General features: G+C 35.9%; 23 protein-coding genes. 12 read left to right on the forward strand and 11 right to left on the reverse strand.

Features of this window, described 5'->3' with window-relative positions:
- Positions 1–33 precede the first annotated feature (33 nt).
- The 8 genes from FB2170_RS14460 (at position 34) to FB2170_RS14495 (ending at position 9,001) form a co-directional block, all read left to right on the forward strand.
- Positions 34–657: a hypothetical protein gene (locus FB2170_RS14460; RefSeq protein ID WP_013307325.1), complete on the forward strand. Its 624-nt coding sequence runs from the start codon at positions 34–36 to the stop codon at positions 655–657.
- Positions 658–699: 42 nt separating this feature from the next.
- Positions 700–1,146 (forward strand): GNAT family N-acetyltransferase, encoded by a 447-nt coding sequence (locus tag FB2170_RS14465; RefSeq protein ID WP_013307326.1) that lies wholly within the window; start codon positions 700–702, stop codon positions 1,144–1,146.
- An 11-nt stretch (positions 1,147–1,157) separates the two neighbouring features.
- Positions 1,158–1,850 (forward strand): tRNA (guanosine(37)-N1)-methyltransferase TrmD, encoded by a 693-nt coding sequence (gene trmD / locus FB2170_RS14470; protein ID WP_013307327.1) that lies wholly within the window; start codon positions 1,158–1,160, stop codon positions 1,848–1,850.
- Between the two features lie 195 nt (positions 1,851–2,045).
- The gene (rplS, locus tag FB2170_RS14475; protein ID WP_013307328.1) at positions 2,046–2,396 is read left to right on the forward strand and encodes a 50S ribosomal protein L19; all 351 of its coding nucleotides are present in this window, start codon (positions 2,046–2,048) and stop codon (positions 2,394–2,396) included.
- A gap of 695 nt (positions 2,397–3,091) precedes the next feature.
- Positions 3,092–5,314: an NADP-dependent isocitrate dehydrogenase gene (locus FB2170_RS14480; protein WP_013307329.1), complete on the forward strand. Its 2,223-nt coding sequence runs from the start codon at positions 3,092–3,094 to the stop codon at positions 5,312–5,314.
- 119 nt (positions 5,315–5,433) lie between these two features.
- Positions 5,434–7,809 (forward strand): TonB-dependent receptor, encoded by a 2,376-nt coding sequence (locus tag FB2170_RS14485; RefSeq protein WP_041632883.1) that lies wholly within the window; start codon positions 5,434–5,436, stop codon positions 7,807–7,809.
- 3 nt (positions 7,810–7,812) lie between these two features.
- Positions 7,813–8,619: a DUF4249 family protein gene (locus FB2170_RS14490; protein ID WP_013307332.1), complete on the forward strand. Its 807-nt coding sequence runs from the start codon at positions 7,813–7,815 to the stop codon at positions 8,617–8,619.
- 145 nt (positions 8,620–8,764) lie between these two features.
- The gene (locus FB2170_RS14495) at positions 8,765–9,001 is read left to right on the forward strand and encodes a DUF6095 family protein (protein WP_041632884.1); all 237 of its coding nucleotides are present in this window, start codon (positions 8,765–8,767) and stop codon (positions 8,999–9,001) included.
- Positions 9,002–9,010: 9 nt separating this feature from the next.
- Here the strand turns inward: FB2170_RS14495 and FB2170_RS14500 are convergent, their stop codons facing one another.
- Positions 9,011–9,697, reverse strand: a complete 687-nt coding sequence (locus tag FB2170_RS14500; protein WP_041633250.1) for a DUF4294 domain-containing protein — start codon at positions 9,695–9,697, stop codon at positions 9,011–9,013.
- 104 nt (positions 9,698–9,801) lie between these two features.
- On the opposite strand from FB2170_RS14500, the gene FB2170_RS14505 reads away from it, so the two are divergent.
- Entirely contained in the window at positions 9,802–10,890 is a 1,089-nt protein-coding gene (locus FB2170_RS14505) for a M42 family metallopeptidase (RefSeq protein ID WP_041632885.1), read from the forward strand.
- A 64-nt stretch (positions 10,891–10,954) separates the two neighbouring features.
- Complete coding sequence (locus FB2170_RS14510) at positions 10,955–11,503, forward strand: NUDIX hydrolase (protein WP_041633251.1); 549 nt, start codon at positions 10,955–10,957, stop codon at positions 11,501–11,503.
- On the opposite strand, the gene hisS is transcribed toward FB2170_RS14510, so the two are convergent.
- The 5 genes from hisS to rpsF form a co-directional block, all read right to left on the reverse strand.
- On the reverse strand, positions 11,498–13,231 hold the full coding sequence (gene hisS, locus FB2170_RS14515) for a histidine--tRNA ligase (RefSeq protein ID WP_013307338.1): 1,734 nt from the start codon (positions 13,229–13,231) through the stop codon (positions 11,498–11,500). The two genes, FB2170_RS14510 and hisS, sit on opposite strands and share 6 nt — an antisense overlap.
- 64 nt (positions 13,232–13,295) lie before the next feature.
- Positions 13,296–13,766, reverse strand: coding sequence for a DUF6495 family protein (locus FB2170_RS14520; RefSeq protein WP_013307339.1), 471 nt, complete (start codon positions 13,764–13,766; stop codon positions 13,296–13,298).
- Positions 13,767–13,829: 63 nt separating this feature from the next.
- The gene (gene rplI / locus FB2170_RS14525; RefSeq protein WP_013307340.1) at positions 13,830–14,282 is read right to left on the reverse strand and encodes a 50S ribosomal protein L9; all 453 of its coding nucleotides are present in this window, start codon (positions 14,280–14,282) and stop codon (positions 13,830–13,832) included.
- A gap of 12 nt (positions 14,283–14,294) precedes the next feature.
- Entirely contained in the window at positions 14,295–14,591 is a 297-nt protein-coding gene (gene rpsR, locus FB2170_RS14530; protein ID WP_013307341.1) for a 30S ribosomal protein S18, read from the reverse strand.
- A gap of 5 nt (positions 14,592–14,596) precedes the next feature.
- Positions 14,597–14,935: a 30S ribosomal protein S6 gene (gene rpsF, locus FB2170_RS14535; RefSeq protein WP_013307342.1), complete on the reverse strand. Its 339-nt coding sequence runs from the start codon at positions 14,933–14,935 to the stop codon at positions 14,597–14,599.
- Positions 14,936–15,167: 232 nt separating this feature from the next.
- Between rpsF and FB2170_RS14540 the strand changes: the two genes are divergently transcribed.
- On the forward strand, positions 15,168–15,860 hold the full coding sequence (locus FB2170_RS14540; RefSeq protein ID WP_013307343.1) for a LytR/AlgR family response regulator transcription factor: 693 nt from the start codon (positions 15,168–15,170) through the stop codon (positions 15,858–15,860).
- A gap of 22 nt (positions 15,861–15,882) precedes the next feature.
- On the opposite strand, the gene priA is transcribed toward FB2170_RS14540, so the two are convergent.
- From priA to nadC, 4 genes are read right to left on the reverse strand one after another with little or no spacing between them, the layout of a single operon-like run.
- The gene (gene priA / locus FB2170_RS14545; protein ID WP_013307344.1) at positions 15,883–18,339 is read right to left on the reverse strand and encodes a primosomal protein N'; all 2,457 of its coding nucleotides are present in this window, start codon (positions 18,337–18,339) and stop codon (positions 15,883–15,885) included.
- Between the two features lie 14 nt (positions 18,340–18,353).
- Positions 18,354–18,794 carry a DUF2147 domain-containing protein gene (locus FB2170_RS14550; protein ID WP_013307345.1) on the reverse strand — a complete coding sequence of 147 codons (441 nt, stop codon included), beginning with the start codon at positions 18,792–18,794 and terminating at the stop codon, positions 18,354–18,356.
- Positions 18,778–19,758 (reverse strand): YihY/virulence factor BrkB family protein, encoded by a 981-nt coding sequence (locus FB2170_RS14555; RefSeq protein WP_013307346.1) that lies wholly within the window; start codon positions 19,756–19,758, stop codon positions 18,778–18,780. Before FB2170_RS14555 ends, FB2170_RS14550 begins: the two co-directional genes overlap by 17 nt.
- Positions 19,759–20,616, reverse strand: a complete 858-nt coding sequence (gene nadC, locus FB2170_RS14560; RefSeq protein ID WP_013307347.1) for a carboxylating nicotinate-nucleotide diphosphorylase — start codon at positions 20,614–20,616, stop codon at positions 19,759–19,761.
- An 82-nt stretch (positions 20,617–20,698) separates the two neighbouring features.
- Here nadC and rlmH point away from each other — a divergent pair, with 82 nt between their 5' ends.
- Positions 20,699–21,172 (forward strand): 23S rRNA (pseudouridine(1915)-N(3))-methyltransferase RlmH, encoded by a 474-nt coding sequence (gene rlmH, locus FB2170_RS14565; RefSeq protein ID WP_013307348.1) that lies wholly within the window; start codon positions 20,699–20,701, stop codon positions 21,170–21,172.
- A 65-nt stretch (positions 21,173–21,237) separates the two neighbouring features.
- On the opposite strand, the gene serA is transcribed toward rlmH, so the two are convergent.
- Positions 21,238–23,121, reverse strand: a complete 1,884-nt coding sequence (gene serA / locus FB2170_RS14570; RefSeq protein ID WP_013307349.1) for a phosphoglycerate dehydrogenase — start codon at positions 23,119–23,121, stop codon at positions 21,238–21,240.
- Positions 23,122–23,198 lie beyond the last annotated feature (77 nt).

Here is a 23,198-nt window from a genome sequence, read left to right on the forward strand (position 1 = left end):
AAATCATTAACTAATACTTAGAACCATTTTATTATGAAAGGTTTAAAATCACTACTTATTGTACTGACATTGTTCGCATTCACCTTTTCCTACGCACAGGAACAAGAAGCGACAACCCAAGAGCTGTCGTTAGATAAAGGATCTATTGACAGCCAATTCGAATTTATTTACAAAAAATCAGGGAATTACCGCGCCGATGGAAAAAGATACGAAGTTGTTCGTATTATCTCATTGGATAAATTACGTAAAAATGTTTTGGATTCTTTGAACGCCGGATCTAAAAAAGAAGCGGAATTGAATGCAACTATCTCAGGACATGAAGCGACCATAAATTCATTGAACAAAAAATTGGATGAAACCACAAGCAGTCTGTCTTCAGTTACTGAAGAAAAAGATAGTATGTCGTTTTTAGGAATGTTGGTATCCAAAGGCACTTATAATATCATTCTTTGGACTGTAATTGCGAGTTTACTACTCTTGTTCTTGTTATTTGTTTACAAATTCAGAAGAAGTAATACTTTGACACAAGATGCCAAATCAGCATTAACCGAACTGGAATCTGAATATGAAGACCATAGACGTAGAGCTCTCGAAAGGGAACAAAAAATAAGTAGGCAGCTACAAGACGAGATAAACAAGTATAAAAAATCAAAATAATCTTAAAGCTCCGAAAGGAGCTTTTTTTTATATAATTTCCCAATGGTCAAGATTGAAATAGCAACCATTAAAGATCTAAATATTATTACCCCTCTTTTTGATCAATATCGCGTGTTTTATAAACAAGCAAGTAACCTAAATGGAGCTAGTAGGTTTTTAAAACATAGAATCAAAAAGGACGAAAGCACAATTTTCATTGCTTTCTATAATGACCAACCAGCTGGTTTCACTCAATTGTATCCCATGTTTTCCTCAGTATCAATGCAAAGATCTTATGTACTGAATGATCTTTTTGTAGTTGAAGATTTCAGAAATAAAAAGATAGGTGAAGCGCTTCTAAATAAGGCAAAGGAATATTGTATTCAAAATAAAGCCAAGGGCCTCGCATTGGAAACTGCCATTGACAATCCTGCCCAAAAACTATATGAAAAATTAGGTTGGATCAAAGACGTTGACTGTTTTTACTATTTTTGGACTTCTAATCAATAATTCCGTTAAAAATGCGAATTGATATAATAACAGTACTTCCCGAGTTACTGAAAAGTCCATTTGAAGCCTCAATTTTAAAAAGAGCGATTGAAAAAGGATTGGTTGAGGTTCATATGCATAATTTAAGGGATTATACTGTGTTGAGTTATAACCAAGTAGATGATTATCAATTTGGTGGCGGTGCAGGCATGGTTTTAATGATAGAGCCTATCGACAAATGTATTTCTGCACTCAAATCTGAAAGAGATTATGATGAGGTCATTTATATGACTCCGGATGGCGAAACATTAAATCAGAAAATCGCCAATACCATTTCATTAAAAGGAAATATTATTATACTATGCGGACATTACAAAGGCGTGGACCAAAGAGTTAGGGATGCATTCATTACCAAAGAAATATCTGTGGGCGATTATGTGCTTTCGGGGGGAGAATTGGCAGCGGCAATACTTTGTGATTCAATAATTCGCTTAATCCCTGGGGTCCTAAACAATGAGACATCTGCACTTACAGATACGTTTCAGGACAATCTATTGGCTCCACCTGTTTATACCCGACCCTCAGAATACAAGGGTATGAAGGTACCCGAAGTACTTTTAAGCGGTAATTTCCCAAAAATTGAAGAATGGCGTGAAAACGAAGCTTATTCGCGTACAAAAACACTACGTCCGGATCTTTTAAAAGAAAAGGACACAAACCAATAATTAATAGCTCGTTGTCTTATTAACACAAAGTATTCTAAGATTTTAACACAAATTAAAAGTATTGAAGAGTTACCTAACAAAAAATAAATATATTATTCTTGTAGTTTCTAAATTAAGAGCTATTTTTGCACCCGGTTAATTCAACCTCTGACGAAAATCGTGAATGTTGATTGAACATAATTATAAAACAATATAATGGATTCATTAATCAACTTCGTAGAAAACGAGTTTATTTCCAAAAAAGAATTTCCAAATTTCTCGGCTGGTGATACAATCACAGTTTATTATGAAATTAAGGAAGGTGACAAAACCCGTACACAGTTTTTCAAAGGTGTTGTTATTCAAAGAAGAGGTACAGGTGCAACTGAGACATTTACCATCCGTAAAATGTCTGGAACAATAGGTGTTGAGCGTATATTCCCAATTAATTTACCTGCTCTTCAAAAAATAGAGGTTAGCAAAAAAGGTAAAGTACGTAGAGCAAGAATATACTACTTCAGAGGTCTTACAGGTAAGAAAGCAAGAATCAAAGAGGTTCGTTCTTAACTATTAAGAATACAATATTTACTAAACACCTATTTTTCAATAGGTGTTTTTTTATGAACAATTGTTAACAACGACAGTTCATAACATGTTGATTTTTAATTCTTTGTATTTAGATAAATTCACCTTATATTTATTTCATCAATTAAAAAGAATGTCATTAGATATTCGTTTTGAGAGATTATAGAGTTTACGTTCTTTATATTGTTGTTTAATCATTTTAAGAAGTTACAGGATGATTTAATCAGACTGGTACGGACTAAAAAGATGAACCTTATGTAAAAAGGCTGTCGCTTTTTTAAACATAGTGGGGATGGATTTGCGTTAAACATAAAACTTCGGTTCTATATTTAAGATAGACCCATTAAGACGACAAAAAGAAATACATCGTGGTTACTTGGTTGAATAATTAAGAATTGCACCGTATTTCGTAACGTGGGAAGAGTTTTTAACAGCAATCAATGGTTGCAGTTATGTTGTAAATACATGACAATTGTTATTAACAAATCCTAAAAAGCCATATCAAATGTACTCGTACATTGATATGGCTTTTGTTGTTTATGGCAATACGCGAGAAAGTGCAATCAATAATTTCATAATAAAACACGTTTCTTTAACAAATAATGGATGGTTTACAGCGATTTAGGATGTTATAAAATTGTATATTTGCAGCTCTTAAATCAAAACTAAATTTGTACATGCCAAAAATTTTCTATACCAAAACAGATGAAGCACCTGCCCTTGCGACACAATCATTCTTACCAATTGTACAAGCCTTTACCAAAACATCTGGAATCACTATCGAAACCAAGGATATTTCATTGGCAGCTAGGATAATTGCTACATTTCCAGATTATTTGAATAAAGAGCAAAGAGTTGAAAACGATTTAGACGTTTTAGGCCAAATGGCAAAAATGCCAGAAGCAAATATTATTAAATTACCAAACATAAGTGCATCAGTACCTCAGTTAAATGAGGCAATAGAAGAATTACAACAAAAAGGATATGCCTTACCTGAATATCCTGATGACCCAAAGAACGACGAAGAGAAGGATATAAAGGCTAGATACAACAAAATAAAAGGTAGCGCGGTTAACCCTGTACTAAGAGAAGGTAATTCAGACCGTAGAGCTCCAAGAGCAGTAAAAAATTACGCGAAACAAAACCCTCATTCAATGGGTGCATGGAGTTCTTCTTCAAAATCACATGTAGCCACAATGGACCAGGGTGATTTTAAGTCGAACGAAAAATCGATAACATTACCCTCAGCAACATCTGTAAGAATAGAGTTAAAAGCACAAGATGGTAGTACGACCACCCTCAAAGAAGGCATTTCATTATTAAAAGGGGAAATAATAGATGCAACTGTAATGAGTAAAAAAGCATTGCTCGCGTTTTTAAATGAGCAAGTGGCAGATGCGAAGAAAACAGGGGTATTGTTTTCACTACACATGAAAGCTACAATGATGAAGGTTTCTGACCCTATTATTTTTGGTCATGCCTTACGAGTTTTCTTAAAAGATGTCTTTTCAAATCACGCTGAGACTTTGGATTCAATTGGCGTAAATGCCAATGATGGGTTAGAAAATCTATTAGACAAATTGCAAGAATTGCCTAACGATAAAAGAAATGAAATCGAGGCAGCGATTGAATCAGTTTTGGCGAGTGGCCCTGACTTGGCTATGGTAAATTCGGATAAGGGCATTACAAACTTACACGTACCGAGTGATGTAATTATTGATGCATCGATGCCTGCCATGATTCGTAATTCTGGACAAATGTGGAATGCTGAAGGTAAATCACAGGATACCAAGGCAGTTATCCCAGATAGCAGTTATGCAGGTATTTATACCGCCACGATTGATTTTTGTAAAGAAAATGGAGCTTTTGACCCAACGACCATGGGAACTGTTCCCAATGTTGGTTTAATGGCTCAAAAAGCTGAAGAATATGGCTCTCATGACAAAACCTTTGAAATAAGTTCTAATGGCACCGTATGTGTTGTAGATCAAAAGACTGGGGAGACTTTAATTGAGCATACTGTAGAAGCAGGTGATATTTGGAGAATGTGCCAAGTAAAAGACGCACCTATTCAAGATTGGATCAAGTTAGCTGTTTCAAGAGCACGTGCATCCCAACTTCCTGCTATCTTTTGGCTAGATGAAGAAAGAGCGCATGATGCCGAATTAATCAAGAAAGTGAATCTGTATCTTCCCGACCACGACACCTCAGGTCTAGATCTTCAAATACATTCACCTATTGAGGCAACAAAGTTCACACTCAAAAGAATTAAGGAAGGTAAAGATACCATTTCAGTTTCAGGTAATGTACTTAGAGATTACTTGACCGATCTATTTCCGATTTTAGAGGTTGGCACCAGTGCAAAAATGCTATCCATTGTTCCATTAATGAATGGCGGTGGTCTTTTTGAAACAGGAGCTGGTGGCTCCGCTCCAAAACATGTTGAACAATTCACTGAAGAAGGTCATCTACGTTGGGATTCATTGGGTGAGTTTCTGGCTTTGGGAGTATCATTGGAATTTTTTGGAGAAAAGAACAATAATCCAAAAGCACAAATATTAGGTGATGCATTGGACAGTGCTACAGAAAAATTCCTGTTGAATGATAAATCACCTTCACGTAAAGTAAAGGAATTAGATACAAGGGGCAGTCATTTTTATCTTGCGATGTACTGGGCACAAGCGCTAGCCAATCAATCAAAGGATAGTGATTTGAAGGCATTGTTCTCAACTATTGCCAGTAAAATGGAAGAAAACGAAGATACAATTATAAAAGAACTGGAAAACGCACAAGGGAGTTCTCAGAATTTAGGTGGATATTATTTACCTGACCCTCAGATAGCAGCTAATGCAATGCGCCCAAGTTCAACTCTAAATAATATAATGGCCGAAATTCAGTAAAGACCATTAATAGAATTACAAACCTCTGTCCCATGGCAGAGGTTTTTTTGTTCTAAAATTAATGTTAATGGACTAAAAAACTACTTGTTATCTTTATACATTTATCCAAAATTGCTCACATGAACCAAAGAGGGTTTTTATTTTTTTCTTTCTTTTTTGCATTCTTATTTTCGTCTTTTTCCCAACAAAGATTTACCCTGAGCGGAACGGTCTCTGAGGCCACCAGCAATGAAACCATGATCGGCGTCACCATTGCGATTCCTGAATTAAGTACGGGCGTTACTACCAATGAGTACGGCTTTTATTCCATTACACTTCCTGAAGGTGAATATGAAGTACAGGTAACCTACCTTGGGTTTCAGGATCAAGTCCAGAATATAGAACTTAGAGAGAATCGAAAATTGAATTTTCTCATGTTTGAACAGGCTGAGCAATTGGATGAAGTTGTTGTTACTGATAACGGTGAGAAACTAGACATTCGTAAACCTCAAATGAGCGTAAACACTATGGCGGTTTCCACAATCAAGAATATTCCTGTAATCTTGGGCGAAGCAGATATAATAAAGTCAATCTTATTACTCCCTGGGGTTACCAACGCAGGTGAAGGGGCATCTGGCTACAATGTGCGGGGTGGAGCTGTTGATCAAAACTTAATCCTCTTGGATGAGGCAACTATTTTTAACTCATCTCACCTTTTCGGTTTTTTCTCGGTTTTTAATCCAGATGCCATCAAGGATATAAAGTTATACAAAGGGGGGATACCTGCTCGGTATGGTGGCCGCGTTTCCTCGGTTCTTGACATTTTTCAAAAAGAAGGAAATAGTAAAAAATTTAAAGCTAATGGTGGTATTGGATTAGTGGCAAGTAGATTACTTCTAGAAGGTCCTATAAAAAAAGACAAGGCAGCCTTCCTTATTGGGGGGCGAGGATCATATGCGCATCTTTTTTTGCCCCTATTCGACGTAGACAATACGGCCTATTTTTATGATTTGAACACCAAGATAAACTATAGACTAAATGAAAGAAACAATATTTTTCTATCTGGTTATTTTGGCAGGGACGTCTTTAGTATAAGCGATAGTTTTGTTAATACCTACGGCAATGCAGTTGGCAATTTTCGCTGGAATCACTTGTTCTCAGATAAGCTGTTCTCCAATCTTTCACTTATTTATTCTGATTATTATTACGGATTAAAACTGGATTTTGTGGGCTTTAATTGGAATTCAGGAATCCAGAATTTCAACATCAAATATGACCTGAAACATTATCTAAGTGACAAATTGCGTGTCAATTATGGGGTAAACAATATTTATTATCAATTCAATCCAGGAAAGATCGAACCAAGTAATTCAAATTCTGGAATACTTGAAGAGCGATTAACCCAAAAATACGCCAATGAATTTGCCGCCTATGTTGATGTTGAGCACAGTATAACCCAAAACCTTAGTTTGGGATACGGACTACGCTTCAGCCATTTTAATAGGCTTGGACAAGAGCAACTCAATGTTTATGAAAACGATAATCCGATTGTTTTCAATGAAACCTTACAAATTTATCAGGAAGGTGAACCTGTTGATGTTATTGATCCAGGAAGAAAAAAAAGCCTTGCCACTTTTGATAATTTTGAGCCTCGAATATCACTATCTTATTCAATTAGTGATAAAAACTCAATAAAGGCAAGTTATACCAGGCTTGCCCAATATTTACATTTGATTTCAAATACAAGCTCCCCTACCCCTTTGGATGTTTGGACGCCCAGTGGGCCATTTTCCAAACCACAACTTTTAGATCAATACGCTCTTGGATATTTTCAAAACATAAACAATGGTGAATACGCTTTGGAAACTGAAGTGTTTTACAAGGATGTCCAAAATCGAATGGACTATATTGATGGTGCGAATTTAATTGCCAATGATGCAATAGAACAGGTAATCCTAAATGGCGAAGCAAGAGCTTATGGCCTTGAGTTTTTATTAAGGAAGAACGAAGGAATATTTAAGGGTTGGTTGGCCTATACATTATCAAAATCTGAACAAAGAACACCAGGTAGAAATGAGATAGAAACAGGCATAAACAATGGCGAATGGTATAACACACCGTATGACAAGACTCATGATTTCTCGGTTTATGGTAATTACGATCTTAATAAAAAATGGAGTTTCAATACAAATTTTGTATTTCAAACGGGACAACCAACCAATTATCCAATTGGTCAGTTTCAATTCCAAGGACTTACCGTACCCTATTATGGTTTAAGAAACCAAGAGCGATTACCCAATTATCATAGGATGGATGTTTCCGCTACTTTAACCCCAAAAAAGAATATGGACAGGAATTGGCAAGGCGAATGGGTTTTTAGTATATATAATGCCTATAATCGAAGAAATGCAGCATCAATTTCTTTTAATAGAAATCAGGACACTAATATGAATGAAGCGGTTCGTACTTCTATTTTTGGCGTGGTGCCGGCAGTTACCTATAATTTTAAATTTTAGGCTATGAAAAGATTTTTGTTTTTAATTTCAGGATTCGCCCTCCTTGTTGGTTGTGAGGACGTGATTGAAGTTGATGTACCCAATGATGAACCACGTTTATCAATTGATGGTCTTATTCGCTTGAATACCAATCTTCTAAATACGGAAATTCGCATAGTAGCTACTGAGACGAGTTCTTTCTTTGAGGAAATTGGTTCTGCGAATTTAGATAGGATTGAATTAACAAATTCACTCACCAATCAAAATATCAATCTAACAGAAAACCCCTTGGGTTCTGGAATCTACATTGCCGAGTGGTCGGTAGACCAACTAATGCAAGGAGAGCTTGTTTTAAGTATCGATTACAACGGCAGTCAATATGAAGCAAAGACAACATTTGTACCAACGGTTCCTTTTGATAATCTTATTCAGGGAGATGGCACTTTGTTCTCAGGAGATGAAACTGAAATATTGGTGTCTTATACTGATGAGCCCAACCGTGAGGATTTTTATCTTTTTGACTTTGACTTTGAAGAGTATTTGGTGTCGGAGGATACTTTTTATCTAGGGCAGGCTTTTGAGTTCTCCTATTTTTATGAAGATGGTTTAGAACCAGGGCAAGAGCTCAATATTAGCATTTTAGGAGTTGATGAAATTTTTTACAATTACATGAATCAATTGATTGTCCAAAGCGGTGGTGACCAAGGACCATTTCAAACACCGGCGGCGACGGTTAAAGGGAACATTGTTAATTTGACCGATTCTGACAATTTTGCCTTAGGGTTTTTTGCAGTATGCCAGACTTTCAATGGTTCAATTATAATTGAATAATTGAATCTTGTTGCTTTTTTTAATCATTTAAGGAATATTTAAAAAATCGAATAACCAAGTTATCCAAACGTAAAAGTATGTTGTGGATTGATGTAACAAACAATCAATAATTGCTACTTTTGAACCATATAATCCCATTGCACCTGTGAGAACAAACAAAGATTTATTGATAAAGGGAGTAAAGCATTTTGTATATACTTTTATTCTTATGTTCACGGCGCCAGTAGTCTTATGGCAAGCTTTTAAGAATCAGGAACATGCGTTCTATATTCCCGTACTGATAGTTGGGATTATTCTGGCAATCGCAGCAATAGCGATGGGTTTCTACAGTGTAAAATTAATTATGGATGCTTTGTTCAATACAAGCTCGAAAAGTAAATGATTCAAAGGTTTAATTCTTGGCCTTATTTTTTGAACTCCATTTATTATCCAGGTCTGCATAACTAAAATCCAACGCGGATTTTTGTGGCTCTAATCTACCGGCTGCAAAAGCTCGCTGAAGTATATCCTCAATCAAATAGTCTTCCTGAACAACATCAGGTCTATATTCTTCTTTCAGGCTAATTTTGAACATTTTGGCCGTTGTACTGTACCAAAAAGCACGCCACCCACTTCTCAATTCTTTAACTAAACCAAAAGCAGTTTTACCTGTTTGCCTATATATTAACTTTATAAGTATTTGTCCTTCTGTACGTGTTAGTTTTTTAAGCTCTTCTGAGAACTCACCTTCAATATATTTCTGAACCTTTTTCGTATACTTTTTTCGCTTACGGGACTTCTTTATTTTTGTCAGACTATCGTTCAATTCCAGCAAACGCTCAGCTGCCATTTTAGCATAAGGATACACTTTTATGGTCTTTCTTCTTAAAATATAATACCTGAGTTTATCCTTGTAAGAAGGAAATTTAAGCTTACTGAACACATAGACTTCATCTAGATCAATAGAACTTCGCATTATAGAATCACCTTCAATTATAATCATTTTTTCAACCACAGAATCCATGGGTTGCTCTTCTACCTGTCCTGAGACAAGTAAAACAGTTAGACTAAATATAAAAAATAAAATCTCCCTTTTCATCATTGAAGTAAAAGCAAAAGCTTTGCCAAAATTAACGATTATTAGTCACTGTTATTATAAAATAAAAGTGAATATTGTTAAGTTTGTATCTAAATACATTTTAAATGAGCGCAAAGAAGATTCTCACCAAAAAATCAATGGATTTTTTAGAAAAGTACCTGAATAACGCAGCTCCTACCGGATATGAATGGGAAGGGCAAAAGATTTGGATGAACTACCTTAAACCATACGTAGACACATTTATTACCGATACTTATGGTTCTGCGGTCGGTGTAATTAATCCTGAATCCGACTTCAAAGTTGTCATAGAGGGGCATTCAGATGAGATTTCATGGTATGTAAATTATATTACAGACAACGGTCTTCTTTATGTAATCCGTAATGGCGGTAGTGATCATCAAATTGCCCCTTCAAAATGGGTTAACATTCATACAAAAAAAGGTATAGTAAAAGGTGTATTTGGATGGCCTGCAATACATACCCGTAATAAAGCGAAAGAAGAGCCACCAAAATTGGATAACATTTTTATAGATATAGGTGCTAAAGACAAAGCAGAAGTTGAGAAAATGGGCGTTCATGTGGGCTGTGTAATAACTTACCCTGATGAATTTCAAATATTGAACAAGGATAAATTCGTTTGTCGCGCTATTGATAATAGGGCTGGTGGATTTATGGTTGCAGAAGTTGCCCGTCTCTTACATGAAAACAAAAAGAAGCTACCTTTTGGCCTCTATATTACCAATTCTGTACAAGAAGAGATTGGGCTGCGAGGCGCTGAAATGATCACACACACCATAAAACCAAATGTTGCGATTATAACTGATGTGTGCCATGACACTACAACCCCTATGATTGAAAAGAAAACACAAGGTCATACAGAAATGGGTGCAGGTCCTGTTATTTCTTATGCTCCAGCGGTACAGAATAAGTTACGTGAGCGTATCATTGAAACGGCAGAGTCTAAAAAAATCCCGTTCCAGCGAATGGCGGCCTCAAGGTCAACTGGTACAGATACCGATGCCTTTGCGTATAGCAATGGAGGTGTTGCTTCCGCTCTTATTTCGTTGCCTTTGAGATATATGCACACTACTGTGGAAACCGTTCACAAGGATGATGTGGAAAACGTAATTCGTTTGATTTATGAAACAGTTTTGACCATAAAGAACGGTGAGACTTTCTCTTATTTTGATTGATAGTTCTAAGTACTAAGTTTTATGGATTTCTGCCCTTACAGGAATGACAAGAATAAATATTAAAATGGATGAATTAGTGGACATATTGGATGATGAGGGAAACTTCACTGACCAAACCACTATGAAATCAAAAGCACATAAACATGGTCTGTTTCATCCAACAGTCCATGTTTGGTTTTATACCAAGAATGCCCGAGTATTAATTCAACAAAGAGGAGAATTCAAAGACACCCATCCCCTGCTCTGGGATGTATCGGTGGCTGGACACATAGGTGCCGGCGAAGATTTTGAAATTTCTGCCATTAGAGAGGTTTCAGAAGAAATTGGACTGGAAATCACCAAAAACCAGTTACAAAAAATTGGCGTTTTTAAATCAGTGCAAAAACATAATGAAGAATTGATAGACTGCGAATTTCACCACACCTATCTTTGTGAATTGAAAGTCCCGCTAAATCAATTAAAAAAACAAGATTCCGAAGTTGAGGATATAGCTTTGATTCCACTTACCAGATTTGCGGAGGAAACCTGGGGAATGGCCAATATTAAAAAATATGTTCCCCACGATATCGATTATTATAAATCGATTATAAAGGCAATTAAGGAAAATCTATAAAGTTTTGGCAAAGTCTTGAATAGAATCAAGGCTATAGGTGATTTGTTCGCTGTTCTTCATATTCTTAACCACAAACGAATTATTTGTCAATTCCTGTTCTCCTATTAAAACCACGTAAGGAACATTACGATTGTTCGCATACTTCATTTGTTTCTGCATCTTGGTCTTAGAAGGATAAACATCGGCTAAAATCCCTTGTGACCTAAGCTCATTTACCAATTTTAAAGATGCGATCGACTCTTTCTCTCCAAAATTCATGCAAAGTACGTCCAATGATTTATCCAAAGTCTCTGGGAATAGATTTAACTCTTCCATGACAAGGTAAATTCGGTCTAATCCAAATGAAATACCAACACCACTTACGTTTTTAAGACCAAATATTCCGGTAAGGTCATCATACCTTCCACCACCGCCAATAGACCCCATTTTAATGCCCTCAGGTGCAGCTACTTCAAAGATGGCGCCTGTGTAATAATTGAGTCCACGGGCTAGCGTGACATCCAAAGCAATTTTCGCAGATTTAAGACCCAAATCGTTGATAGAATTAACAATAAACTCTACTTCTTCAACTCCTTCAATACCTTGGTCCGAATTGGCAAGTAAATTTTTTAGGGCTTGAAGTTGTTCACGACTTGAACCAGTAAGATTAAATAAAGGTGCGGCTTTAGCGATGGAATTTTCAGAAATACCTTTGGCGAGCATTTCCTTTTTAACCCCCTCTTCTCCTATTTTATCTAATTTATCCAATGCAACAGTAAAGTTTACCAAATTGCGTTGCGCACCTATTACTTCTGCTATTCCTGCAAGAATCTTACGGTTATTGATTTTGATAGTTACTCCTTCAAGTTTTAAAGAAGTGAAAACGACATCATATAATTGCACTAATTCAACCTCTTGCAATAAAGAGTTTGCCCCAACAACATCTGCATCACACTGATAAAACTCTCTGAAACGACCTTTCTGCGGTCTATCAGCACGCCAAACAGGTTGAATTTGGTACCGTTTAAAAGGAAAATCAATTTCATTTTGGTGTTGTACGACATACCGCGCAAAAGGAACCGTTAAATCATAGCGCAGTGCTTTTTCCGATATTCTTTTTGAAAGAAGTCTTGAATAAAAAGAATTAATAAAGGAGTTTTTACCATCAACAAACTTTTGTTTCCAATATAGTCTATTACCACCCATAGTAACCATTTTTAAAACGATATCGTTTGTCCATTTTAAAAATAAGTCGAACTGTAGATCTAGTATCTCTTTTATTAACCTTTCATCCTTTTCTGAATTCTTGAACTTAGGATTAAAGAATACATATCTTTTTAAATGAGAATTTAAATAACTTTTTATTTTCTCTAGCTGAAAATCACTAAACTTACCTGGTATAATATTTTTATCAATAAAGAGTATCTCCGCTTCTTTAATAAATCCAACATAGAAACTTTCAAACAACTTATAGCTAATACCTTTATTGACAATATTACCGAATTCAATGATTTTATCACTGTCGGTTATGTAATTTCCTGAATTCAATATTTTAAAAATCAACCGATCGCCTTCATCACCGTACTTGCCCATCAAAGTATCAGAATTCTCAAAAGACGGAGTCTCTATGGGTTGAAAACCAAAAGTCTTGAAATGCTTTTTTACGATATCAAATATATAATCACGCTTAGCGATTTCAGCGGGAGAAAAATCCCTAGTTCCTTTGGGTATGCTTGGTTTTTGCGCCATTTGGTTGATTTCTTATGCAAATATATAGTATTGTACTCCTGTTTTTGTAGCTGGGACAATTATCTTATTCAATCATCGAATCGAACCATCTATACAAATCTCCTTTGGTAATGGCAGCACCCTGTTGGATCAAACCAAACTTGTCCAGATTCTTGTCATCTGTATAGGCCTTTGAAGCAGTGAGGTATTCAACAAAATCTGATTGCCAGTTCTTCTTGAACCATCCGAAACCTAATTCTGTGGTTAAATCAATATCGGGATTCATAATTTTAACTGAAATCAATTTCATTTCCTTATCAATCAATTCGAACAAATGCATTTGGGTTGCTGAAACATTTTCAAGATGTGTGACTTTAGCAAGGACTCCTTCCCAAATTAAATCACTAAAAATATCGAGCTCCTCTTCTGCCACATCTGGCTTCTCCACTTTTAATTTAGCCCATTCTTCCCCTGTTATTGATTGGGTTGCCAAAAAGTTTATAAACTCTTGATGCAACTCCTCCAGCTGCTGTTTTGTAAGTCTTGAATATTTCATTCTGCAAAAATAAAAAGGCCCTTCAGAAAATACTGAAAGGCCTTTATTTAAATCTTGTAATCGTTATTTGCTTTCAGCAACTACTTCAAACGGAAATTCTATTACCACATCTCTGTGTAATCTAATCTGTGCATTTGCGGCACCAGTTCTTTTAACAGAACCACCATGAATATTGATGAATTTTTTATCTATTTCATGACCTTCTTTTTCAATCGCTGCTGCTAAATCAATAGAAGTTACAGATCCAAAAAGTTTATCACCAGCTCCAGTTTTAGCTTTAATCTTCAGCTCGAGCGCTTTTAATGCTTCAGCTGTCTTATTAGCTGCATCAATTACTTTCTTTTCTTTATGGGCTCTTTGTCTTAAGTTTTCTGCCAATACCTTTTTTGCAGAAGGGGTTGCCATAGCAGCCAAACCTTGCGGTATTAGATAATTTCTACCGTAGCCGTTCTTAACACTTACCAAATCGTCTTTAAAACCTAAGTTTTGTACGTCTTCTTTTAATATAAGTTCCATGCTTCGTTTCTTTTATTTTAATAAATCACCAACATACGGCATAAGTGCCAAATGACGAGCTCTTTTTACTGCCTGTGCAACTTTTCTTTGATACTTCAAAGAAGTACCTGTTAGCCTTCTTGGAAGAAGTTTACCTTGCTCATTTACCAACTTCATTAAGAAATCTGCATCTTTGTAATCAATATACTTGATACCTGATTTCTTGAAACGACAATACTTCTTTTTAGTGTTGGTTTCAATATTCAATGGGGTTAAATATCTGATTTCCCCATCTTTCTTACCTTTTGCCTGTTGTTCTATAGATGCCATAGTACTTACGCTTTAGTTTTTAACCTTGTTCTTCTTTTCTCTGCCCATTCAATGGCATGCTTGTCTAACTTTACAGTCAAAAAACGCATAACACGCTCATCTCTTCTGAATTCTTGCTCATAAGGAGTAATAATTTCTCCTGGACCAGTAAATTCAAACAAATGGTAAAAACCACTTTTCTTGTTCTGGATTGCGTAGGCCAATTTCTTTAGCCCCCAATTTTCTTTAGCTACCATTTTGGCGCCATTTTTAATTAAGAAATCTTCAAATTTCTTAACTGTTTCCTCTATCTGAACATCTGATAGAACGGGATTTAAAATGAAAACAGTTTCGTAATTGTTCATAAATATTTTGTTTTTAAGGAGCGCAAAAATAAGAATATTTACGAGCAATCACAAGAAAACGAAAAAATCTTCGTTATAGATAGAATAATCATAAAAATGAACTTAACCAAATCTTAACTTATGGTCATTGCAAATTACACAGGATTTCATGCATTGTTTACAACTTTTATTGCAGTTCAACGTGTTTATTCGGTAATTTGTCGATGATTTAACCCCACAAATCAACCCATTTATGAAATTAAGAAGTATTATTGTAGACGATTCATCCATGCAGAGGATGGCAGTCGCCAAATTGGTGAACAACCATCCAAACTTAGCAATGGTAGCCGAATACAGCAACGCAATCGAGGCGAAGAACGGAATTAAAAACCACGAAATTGATTTAATCTTTCTGGATGTTGAGATGCCTATCATCAACGGATTTGACCTACTCGAGTCCCTAGAAAACAGTCCTCAAGTAATATTGATTACTGGAAAACCTGATTATGCATTGAAAGCATTTGATTACGACGTAACAGATTATTTACACAAACCTATCACCATGGCCCGTTTTGATGCCTCTGTTAAAAGAGCAGTGGCTAAATATGAGCAAATGCATAGGGTTCACGAAGATGAAGAACATATCTTCGTTAAAAGTAATCTTAAGAAAAGAAAAGTTATTTTAAACGATATAAAGTGGATAGAAGCCCTTGGTGATTACATTAAATTGGTCACTGATGAAGCTAATATCGTAATTTTATCAACAATGAAATCTTTCGAAAAGCAATTGCCTGCCGAAAAGTTTCTTAGAATTCATAAATCCTACATTGTGAATCTTGAAAAGGTTGAAAAATTCAATAGTAAAAATGTTGAAGTAAGCGGAAGGTCAATACCTTTAAGTAGAAATAAGAAAACAGAGCTAGCCGAAGCGCTAAGCAATGTTTAAGTCCTTATAAAAGGAATAATTTCTAAATGTGGTCTACGTTGTAGATTACCCGTACACTTTTGAACTGCGAAATAGCATTAAAAGATCTTTCGATTCTTTTAATGCTATTTTTTGTTTTGCCCAAAGGTTGACCTAGTGGTATTTTAATAATTACATTTTTAATGTACTGGTTTCTAATTCTCGCTATGGGTGGGTACTCAGGCCCCAAAATGCCCTTACCAAATACATTTCTTAAAGATTTTGCGAACCATTCTGCTGCCTCATTCAATGAATTGTAATTCTTATGTTTAAAGGTGATTTTGATTATTCGATTTACTGGCGGATATAAGAATTGCTCTCTCTCGTACAATTGTTCTTTGTACATGTTTTCATAATCACTGACTGACACTTGTTTCAAAATTTGATGATAAGGATTATAACTCTGAATAATCACTTTTCCTCTTTTTTTGGTCCGACCTGCCCTACCAGCGACTTGAGTCAATAATTGATAGCTACGCTCATGAGCCCTGTAATCAGGAAAATTCAACAATGAATCAGCATTCATGACCCCTACTAAACTCACATTCCTAAAATCAAGTCCTTTGGTCAGCATTTGGGTACCAACAAGAACATCCAACTCCTGTTGCTCAAACGCAGTGATTATTTTTTCATAACCATATTTACCTCTGGTGGTATCCAAATCCATTCTCCCAACCTTCGCTTCTGGGAACAGTGTTTTAAATTCTTGTTCTACTTGCTCGGTACCGAACCCCTTTGTATCCAATGTTTGGCTGCCGCAGGCCTCACAGCTTTCAGGTAAGGCTATATGATGACTACAGTAATGACAACGAAGCTGTTTCTTGTACTGATGATAAGTTAGACTAACATCGCAATTGGGACATTGTGGTGAATGACCGCAAGTAGTACATTCTACAATTGGTGCAAAACCCCTCCTATTTTGAAAAAGAATTACCTGCTCTCCATTTTCCAAGCTTTCTGTAACTTCATTCAGTAATCGCTCTGAAAAATGCCCTTTCATTCTTCTTTTCCGAGTCTGTTCTTTTAAATCTACCAACTCAATATCTGGCATTAGCACATTACCGAAACGTCTTTCTATACTTGCATACCCATACTTACCTGTTTGGGAATTATGATAACTCTCTATACTGGGTGTGGCCGAACCCAGTATAATATTTGAACCGTGCAAATTTGCTAAAACAATGGCGGCATCTCTTGCATGGTATCTTGGCGCAGGGTCAAATTGTTTAAACGAGCCTTCGTGTTCTTCATCTACTATAATCAAACCTAAATTTGAATAAGGAAGATAAAGAGCGGACCGTGCCCCTATTACGATCTGTGCCTTTGATTTTTTTTGGATAACATTGTTCCAAACCTCCACTCTTTCATGTACACTATATTTTGAATGGTATACAGCAATTTTTTCTCCAAAATAATCTTGTAATCTTGAAATCAACTGAGTTGTTAAGGCAATTTCAGGTAGCAAATACAAAGCTTGCTTCCCTTCTTTTAGACACTCTTCGATTAATTTCACATAAACTTCTGTTTTACCAGAGGAAGTAACCCCGTGAAGTAATGTAACCTTCTTTTTATCAAAGTTTTGACGAATATCTTCCAAAGCTTTTTTCTGATGACTGTTTAAAGATTTTAAGCCATAATCCGTATGAATTCCTTCATAGTTCACCCTATCAGTCTGAATGCGATATTCTTCCAAAACCCCTTTATCTATCAATGCCTTAATAACCGCCTTAGAACCTCCACTTGCAATGGATAGATCATCAATTTTTATTGGTTTTTTTTCTCTGGCCTGTAATTGAAATAATGATAATACCACTTGACTTTGCTTTGGGGCTCTGGTTAAAGCTTCAAGCAACTCCTCCAATTTTTCCTCGGAAGTATAGTTGATTCCCAATTTTACATACCGTACCAACTTTGGTATATAGCGCTCATAAATCTCATCCTTAAGTAGAATGACTTGCTTTTCGATTAAACGGTTAAGAATCGGGAGAACATTTTTTCTTTCAACAATGGCGCTGACCTCGTGTACTTTAAGTATAGATTGATGCAGAAGGGCTTCATAGACTAAAAATTCATCATCATTCAAATCGCCCTCATTTACAACACCCTTTTCGTTTTTTAAAATTAACGTTTCACTTTCCAACAAAAAAGCACTAGGCATAGCACTACGAAACACTTCACCAATAGTGCACATGTAATAATCGGCTATCCACCTCCAGTGTTTTAGTTGTAATTGGTTTACAATTGGATGTTCATCAAGTATTCTGTGGATTTCCTTGGCCTCATATACCTCTGGAGGTGTAGAATGGATTTCATAAACCAAACCGGTATAAATTTTAGATTTCCCAAAAGGGACGGCCACCCGCATACCAGGCTTCAAATAATCAAAATCTGCGTTTGAAACGCTGTAAGTGAAGAGTTTTTCTAATGGAATGGGTAATATTACATTGATGAAGTGTTGCATAAATTCATTACCTCCTATCCTTCAACACGCAGCCAAGTTTGCGTCCTATAAATAAATGCCAAATACCCCCTAACCTTTAATTCATCAGAATTTTTGGGGTTTAGCCAAATTTTACACCTAAATGTCATCGCCTGTTGAGGGTCAAAGAGCTTCTTTCCTTTCCATTCACCATTATTATTCTCTTTTGCTGCCTCTATAATGGTCATTCCCAAAACTGGTTTATCCTTTAGATCACCATCACATTTTGAACAAACGGCATCTTCTTTACCTTCTTCTAAAATTTTAACAACATGCCCATACATCAAACCATCTTTCTCGTAGATATCAATCACAGCCTTTGGTTTTCCTGTACGATCGTCAATCGTTTTCCATTTGCCGAATACGCTTTGTGATTGAGCAGAGAGTGAAAACAACACCAACATTCCCGATAACCATAATTTACTCTTTCTTGTCATTCTTATTGATGTTTTTTCGTAGAGAATTGAGCGATGCATTCAACTCAAACCCGAGTAGCAATATATTGGAATTTAACCATATGAACACCATAAGAATCAATAATCCCCCTAATGCCCCGTATAATTCATTATAGCGGGCGAATTTCTCAACATATACACCAAACAAATATGATGTAAGCAAAAAAAGAATAGTGGTCATTAGAGCTCCTACTGAAAAGAATTTGGCTTGTTTGCCCTCCGCGGTGCCAAAATAATAAAGAATTGCAGTAGTGAAATATGATAAGAGAACAAAAAACAAAACTTTACCTATTTGGGCTCCAACTATATCATTTTCCGTAAGATCATAGCCCCTCGTTTTTGCCGCCCATTCGCTTAAGTAATCAACAATATAAAACTCAAAATACACATAAGCCGCAGCACCAAACATCAATAATACCGAGAGGATAAGACCTACCATTAGGGCATAGGCATATTGCCTTATGAAATTTCGAGTAAGTTCTATATGGTATGAATTCTCAAATCCTCCGAAAATTGCATTTACCCCATTTGCCATCAGGAAAATAGAGATGAAAAATGCTGACGACAATAATCCTCCCCGCTGTTGATTTTTAATTTGTTGATAAATTTCACCAAAATACTCACTAGTTGCCGTTGGCAAAAAAGATTCTAGAAAAAGTAAAAACTGGGCATCAAAATTTTCATTGCCCACACTGGCATACGGAATTAAAAATGGCACAAGTGTTACCAAAAAAATAAGTAATGGAAAAAGCGCCATGAAAAGACTAAAAGCAATTGAACTCGCCCTTGAAGATAAGGCACCTTGAACAATACCTAGAATGTACATTTCAATTAGGTCGTAGAGTGAGAGCCCTTCAAAAGCAGGTAATTTTACCTTTTTCAAAAGTAAAACCAACCAATTTAGAATGGGGATTTTTTCAATTTTAGCCTCAATTTCTGCTGACATTTACACTGCTTTAAGACTAAGGTCCATATTATAAACCGAATGGGTCAAAGCTCCCGAAGAAATATAATCCACACCACATTCAGCATATTTTCGAATAGTTCTTTCATTGATACCACCAGAGGATTCTGTTAAGCATTTATCCCCAATCATAGCTACTGCCTTTCTCGTATCCTCGTAATTGAAATTATCGATTAGAATACGATACACACCATCAGTTCTTAAAATCTCCTCGATTTCGTTTAAATTTCTGGCTTCAACAATGATTTTAAGATTCTTGTTTGTCTCTTTTAAATAGTGTTGTGTCTTGATGATAGCTTTCGTAACTCCACCAGCAAAATCTATATGATTGTCTTTAAGCATAATCATGTCGTAAAGTGCGAATCTGTGGTTTTCTCCTCCCCCTATTTTTACTGCCCATTTTTCCAGAGCACGAATTCCTGGGGTAGTCTTACGGGTGTCAAGAATCTTTGTACCGGTTCCATCCAAAAGTTGAACGAACTCATTGGTTTTGGTGGCTATTGCACTCATTCTTTGCATGGCGTTCAAAACCAATCGTTCCGCCTTTAATATACTTTGCGAACTGCCTGAAACATAAAAAGCAATATCACCATATTTAACCTTTGACCCGTCCTTAATCAAAGTTTCAATTTGCATTTTATCATCAACGTAGTTGAACACCTGCTTAGCCAAATCAATTCCGGCAATTATACCATCATCCTTGACCAAAAGCTTGGCCTTACCTTTCGTAGTGGCAGGGATACAAGCTAATGAGCTATGATCACCATCCCCTACGTCCTCGCGAATGGCATTGGCAATAATCAAATCAATTTCTTTTTGGAACTGGGTTTTTGAAATCATCAATAAAATTGGTTTGCGCTAATTTACTAAAATCTAAATCCAATTTTAACATCCTATTACTTGAAAGTTCTAAATTTGAATCATGACAATAAAACTACTGACAATTGGTAAAACAGATAGCGCTCCCATGCGAGGACTTATCAACGAATATGAGAAAAGGCTAAAGCACTATGTTAAGTTTGAGTTGGATATTTTACCTGATATAAAAAATGTAAAAAACCTATCTGAAAGCCAACAAAAGGAAAAAGAAGGTGAATTGATCCTTAAAAAATTAAACAATACAGATGTGTTGGTTCTTTTAGATGAAAATGGCAAACAATTTAGTTCGGTTGAATTTTCCAGTTACTTACAAAAAAAGATGAATTCAGGTATTAAACAATTGGTTTTTGTCATTGGCGGACCTTATGGCTTCAGTAATACCGTGTACAATAAAGCGCAGGGGAAAGTAAGTCTTTCTAAAATGACCTTTTCTCACCAAATGGTGAGGTTATTTGCGATAGAACAAATTTATAGGTCATTTACCATTCTTAAAAATGAGCCTTACCATCACAGGTAGTAGCCAATTTTTTATAATTCTGTTATTTTCACCCCTTTAGCTATTATGGAGATTTGACAACAATATTAATACAATACCCTGAATTTAATGGTGTGGTCAATTTGTTTCAAGGCTTTCAGTACATCTTTATTGTATTCCTTGTCCATATCAGATATTACATAACCCAGATCCATATCGGTTGAAAGATATTGACCTACGATGTTCATTTCATATTTGGCCAGCACTTCGTTTATTTTGGCCATTACACCAGGAACATTCTCATGAATATGTAAAAAACGGTGGGCGTTGGTCTGTTTTGGTAATCTGATATTTGGGAAATTAACTGCATCGACCGTATTTCCAGAGTTAATGTAGTCCATTATTTTGTTTGGCACAAAGTCCGCAATATTTCGTTGCGCCTCCTCAGTACTTCCACCAACATGAGGAGTAAGAATCACATTGGGTATTCCCTGTAATTCAGTTACGAATTTTCCGTTGCTTCTAGGTTCTTCTGGATAAACATCAACAGCAACACCAGCAATTTTACCACTCTTTAGTGCTTCAACCAGGGCATTGATATCAATTACAAATCCTCTAGAAAGATTGATTAACATTGCACCATTTTTCATTTGGTTGATTTCGCGTTCACCAATGAAGTTTTTATTCGCTTTGTTATCATCTATATGCAAAGTCACTACGTCTGAAACATTCAATAAATCTTCAAGCGTATCACATTTTATGGCATTCCCCAAGGCAAGTCTATCCTCAATATCATAATAGTATACCCGCATGCCAATAGCTTCGGCAAGAACAGATAACTGTTTACCAATATTACCATAACCTACAATACCAAGATTCTTTCCTCTAACCTCCCTAGAATTAATTGCTGTTTTATTCCATTGTCCACTATGAATTTCTGTACTGCGGGGAAATACGTTTCGCATCAGCATAATAATCTGACCAATTGCTAATTCAACTACCGATCTGGTATTGCTGTAAGGTGCATTGAAGACCACCACACCTTTTTGTTTACAATAATCTAAATCAATTTGGGTAGTACCAATACAAAAAGCTCCTACTACCAATAATTTGTTAGCGGCATCCAAAACTTTTTGGGTGACTTGTGTTTTAGAACGAATTCCCAATACATGAACACCTTTGATTTTTTCAATCAATTGTTCTTCAGATAGGCTTGTCTTTACCAATTCAACTGAAAAACCATCCTCTGAAAGGTTATCAAAAGCAGCAGGATGCACATCTTCCAACAACAATATCTTTATTCTATTCTTAGGATATGAAATATTACGCGGCAGGTCATTTACAAAAAGAAATTCATCTAAATTTGGTGTCACATGATCTGCATTATCTGCCGCCTTATCTCTGTGAACATTCTCTGTGTATGCAAAGAATTTATGGGCTATGCCTGCCTCCCGCATAACATAATCGCTATAACCATCACCAATCACCTGTACTTCGCCTTCTAGATTCATCTGCTCCAGGCAATCAATCTTCCCATTATGTTGTGACAAGGGGTTATCTTCGTCAAAACCAACAATATATCCTTGCTCATCAAATTCAAAAGTATTTGCAAAAACCCTGTCCGAAGGAATGTTATATTCATCAACTATGGGATCTATAAACTCTTTGAATCCGCAAGAAATTACATAAATATCGTCCGAGAATTTTTCGAAAAATTCTTTATTCGATTCTATTGATTTAGAAATTTTCTGACGCAGCTCCTCAACCAAACCATTCAAATCATCTTTATGGGCTTTTAATAATTTTATTCTACGTTCAAGTGATTCGGTAAAAGAGATATCACCATCAATACCAAGATTGGTTATATGTTGTATTTCCTGAATTATTTCGTCCTTATTCGATTTGCCGTGTAAAGTCATTTCAGCCAAAACATCCAAAGCCTCCACACGAGTTAATGTGCTATCAAAATCAAAAACATACTTTCTACCCACCTTACTTTATTTTTTGAATAAGGGCATAAAAATAAATATAAAAAGCATCCAATACCTGATTTACCCTTAAAACTGAA

It is taken from the genome of Maribacter sp. HTCC2170 (assembly GCF_000153165.2).
GTDB lineage: Bacteria > Bacteroidota > Bacteroidia > Flavobacteriales > Flavobacteriaceae > Maribacter_A.

Excerpts from the sequence above, each read along its gene's own strand:
- FB2170_RS14460 (WP_013307325.1), top strand. The coding sequence starts at position 34 with ATGAAAGGTTTAAAATCACTACTTATTGTACTGACATTGTTCGCATTC.
- FB2170_RS14465 (WP_013307326.1), top strand. The coding sequence starts at position 700 with ATGGTCAAGATTGAAATAGCAACCATTAAAGATCTAAATATTATTACC.
- trmD (WP_013307327.1), top strand. The coding sequence starts at position 1,158 with ATGCGAATTGATATAATAACAGTACTTCCCGAGTTACTGAAAAGTCCA.
- rplS (WP_013307328.1), top strand. The coding sequence starts at position 2,046 with ATGGATTCATTAATCAACTTCGTAGAAAACGAGTTTATTTCCAAAAAA.
- FB2170_RS14480 (WP_013307329.1), top strand. The coding sequence starts at position 3,092 with ATGCCAAAAATTTTCTATACCAAAACAGATGAAGCACCTGCCCTTGCG.
- FB2170_RS14485 (WP_041632883.1), top strand. The coding sequence starts at position 5,434 with ATGAACCAAAGAGGGTTTTTATTTTTTTCTTTCTTTTTTGCATTCTTA.
- FB2170_RS14490 (WP_013307332.1), top strand. The coding sequence starts at position 7,813 with ATGAAAAGATTTTTGTTTTTAATTTCAGGATTCGCCCTCCTTGTTGGT.
- FB2170_RS14500 (WP_041633250.1), bottom strand. The coding sequence starts at position 9,697 with ATGAAAAGGGAGATTTTATTTTTTATATTTAGTCTAACTGTTTTACTT.
- FB2170_RS14505 (WP_041632885.1), top strand. The coding sequence starts at position 9,802 with ATGAGCGCAAAGAAGATTCTCACCAAAAAATCAATGGATTTTTTAGAA.
- FB2170_RS14510 (WP_041633251.1), top strand. The coding sequence starts at position 10,955 with ATGGATGAATTAGTGGACATATTGGATGATGAGGGAAACTTCACTGAC.
- hisS (WP_013307338.1), bottom strand. The coding sequence starts at position 13,231 with ATGGCGCAAAAACCAAGCATACCCAAAGGAACTAGGGATTTTTCTCCC.
- FB2170_RS14520 (WP_013307339.1), bottom strand. The coding sequence starts at position 13,766 with ATGAAATATTCAAGACTTACAAAACAGCAGCTGGAGGAGTTGCATCAA.
- rplI (WP_013307340.1), bottom strand. The coding sequence starts at position 14,282 with ATGGAACTTATATTAAAAGAAGACGTACAAAACTTAGGTTTTAAAGAC.
- rpsR (WP_013307341.1), bottom strand. The coding sequence starts at position 14,591 with ATGGCATCTATAGAACAACAGGCAAAAGGTAAGAAAGATGGGGAAATC.
- rpsF (WP_013307342.1), bottom strand. The coding sequence starts at position 14,935 with ATGAACAATTACGAAACTGTTTTCATTTTAAATCCCGTTCTATCAGAT.
- FB2170_RS14540 (WP_013307343.1), top strand. The coding sequence starts at position 15,168 with ATGAAATTAAGAAGTATTATTGTAGACGATTCATCCATGCAGAGGATG.
- priA (WP_013307344.1), bottom strand. The coding sequence starts at position 18,339 with ATGCAACACTTCATCAATGTAATATTACCCATTCCATTAGAAAAACTC.
- FB2170_RS14550 (WP_013307345.1), bottom strand. The coding sequence starts at position 18,794 with ATGACAAGAAAGAGTAAATTATGGTTATCGGGAATGTTGGTGTTGTTT.
- FB2170_RS14555 (WP_013307346.1), bottom strand. The coding sequence starts at position 19,758 with ATGTCAGCAGAAATTGAGGCTAAAATTGAAAAAATCCCCATTCTAAAT.
- nadC (WP_013307347.1), bottom strand. The coding sequence starts at position 20,616 with ATGATTTCAAAAACCCAGTTCCAAAAAGAAATTGATTTGATTATTGCC.
- rlmH (WP_013307348.1), top strand. The coding sequence starts at position 20,699 with ATGACAATAAAACTACTGACAATTGGTAAAACAGATAGCGCTCCCATG.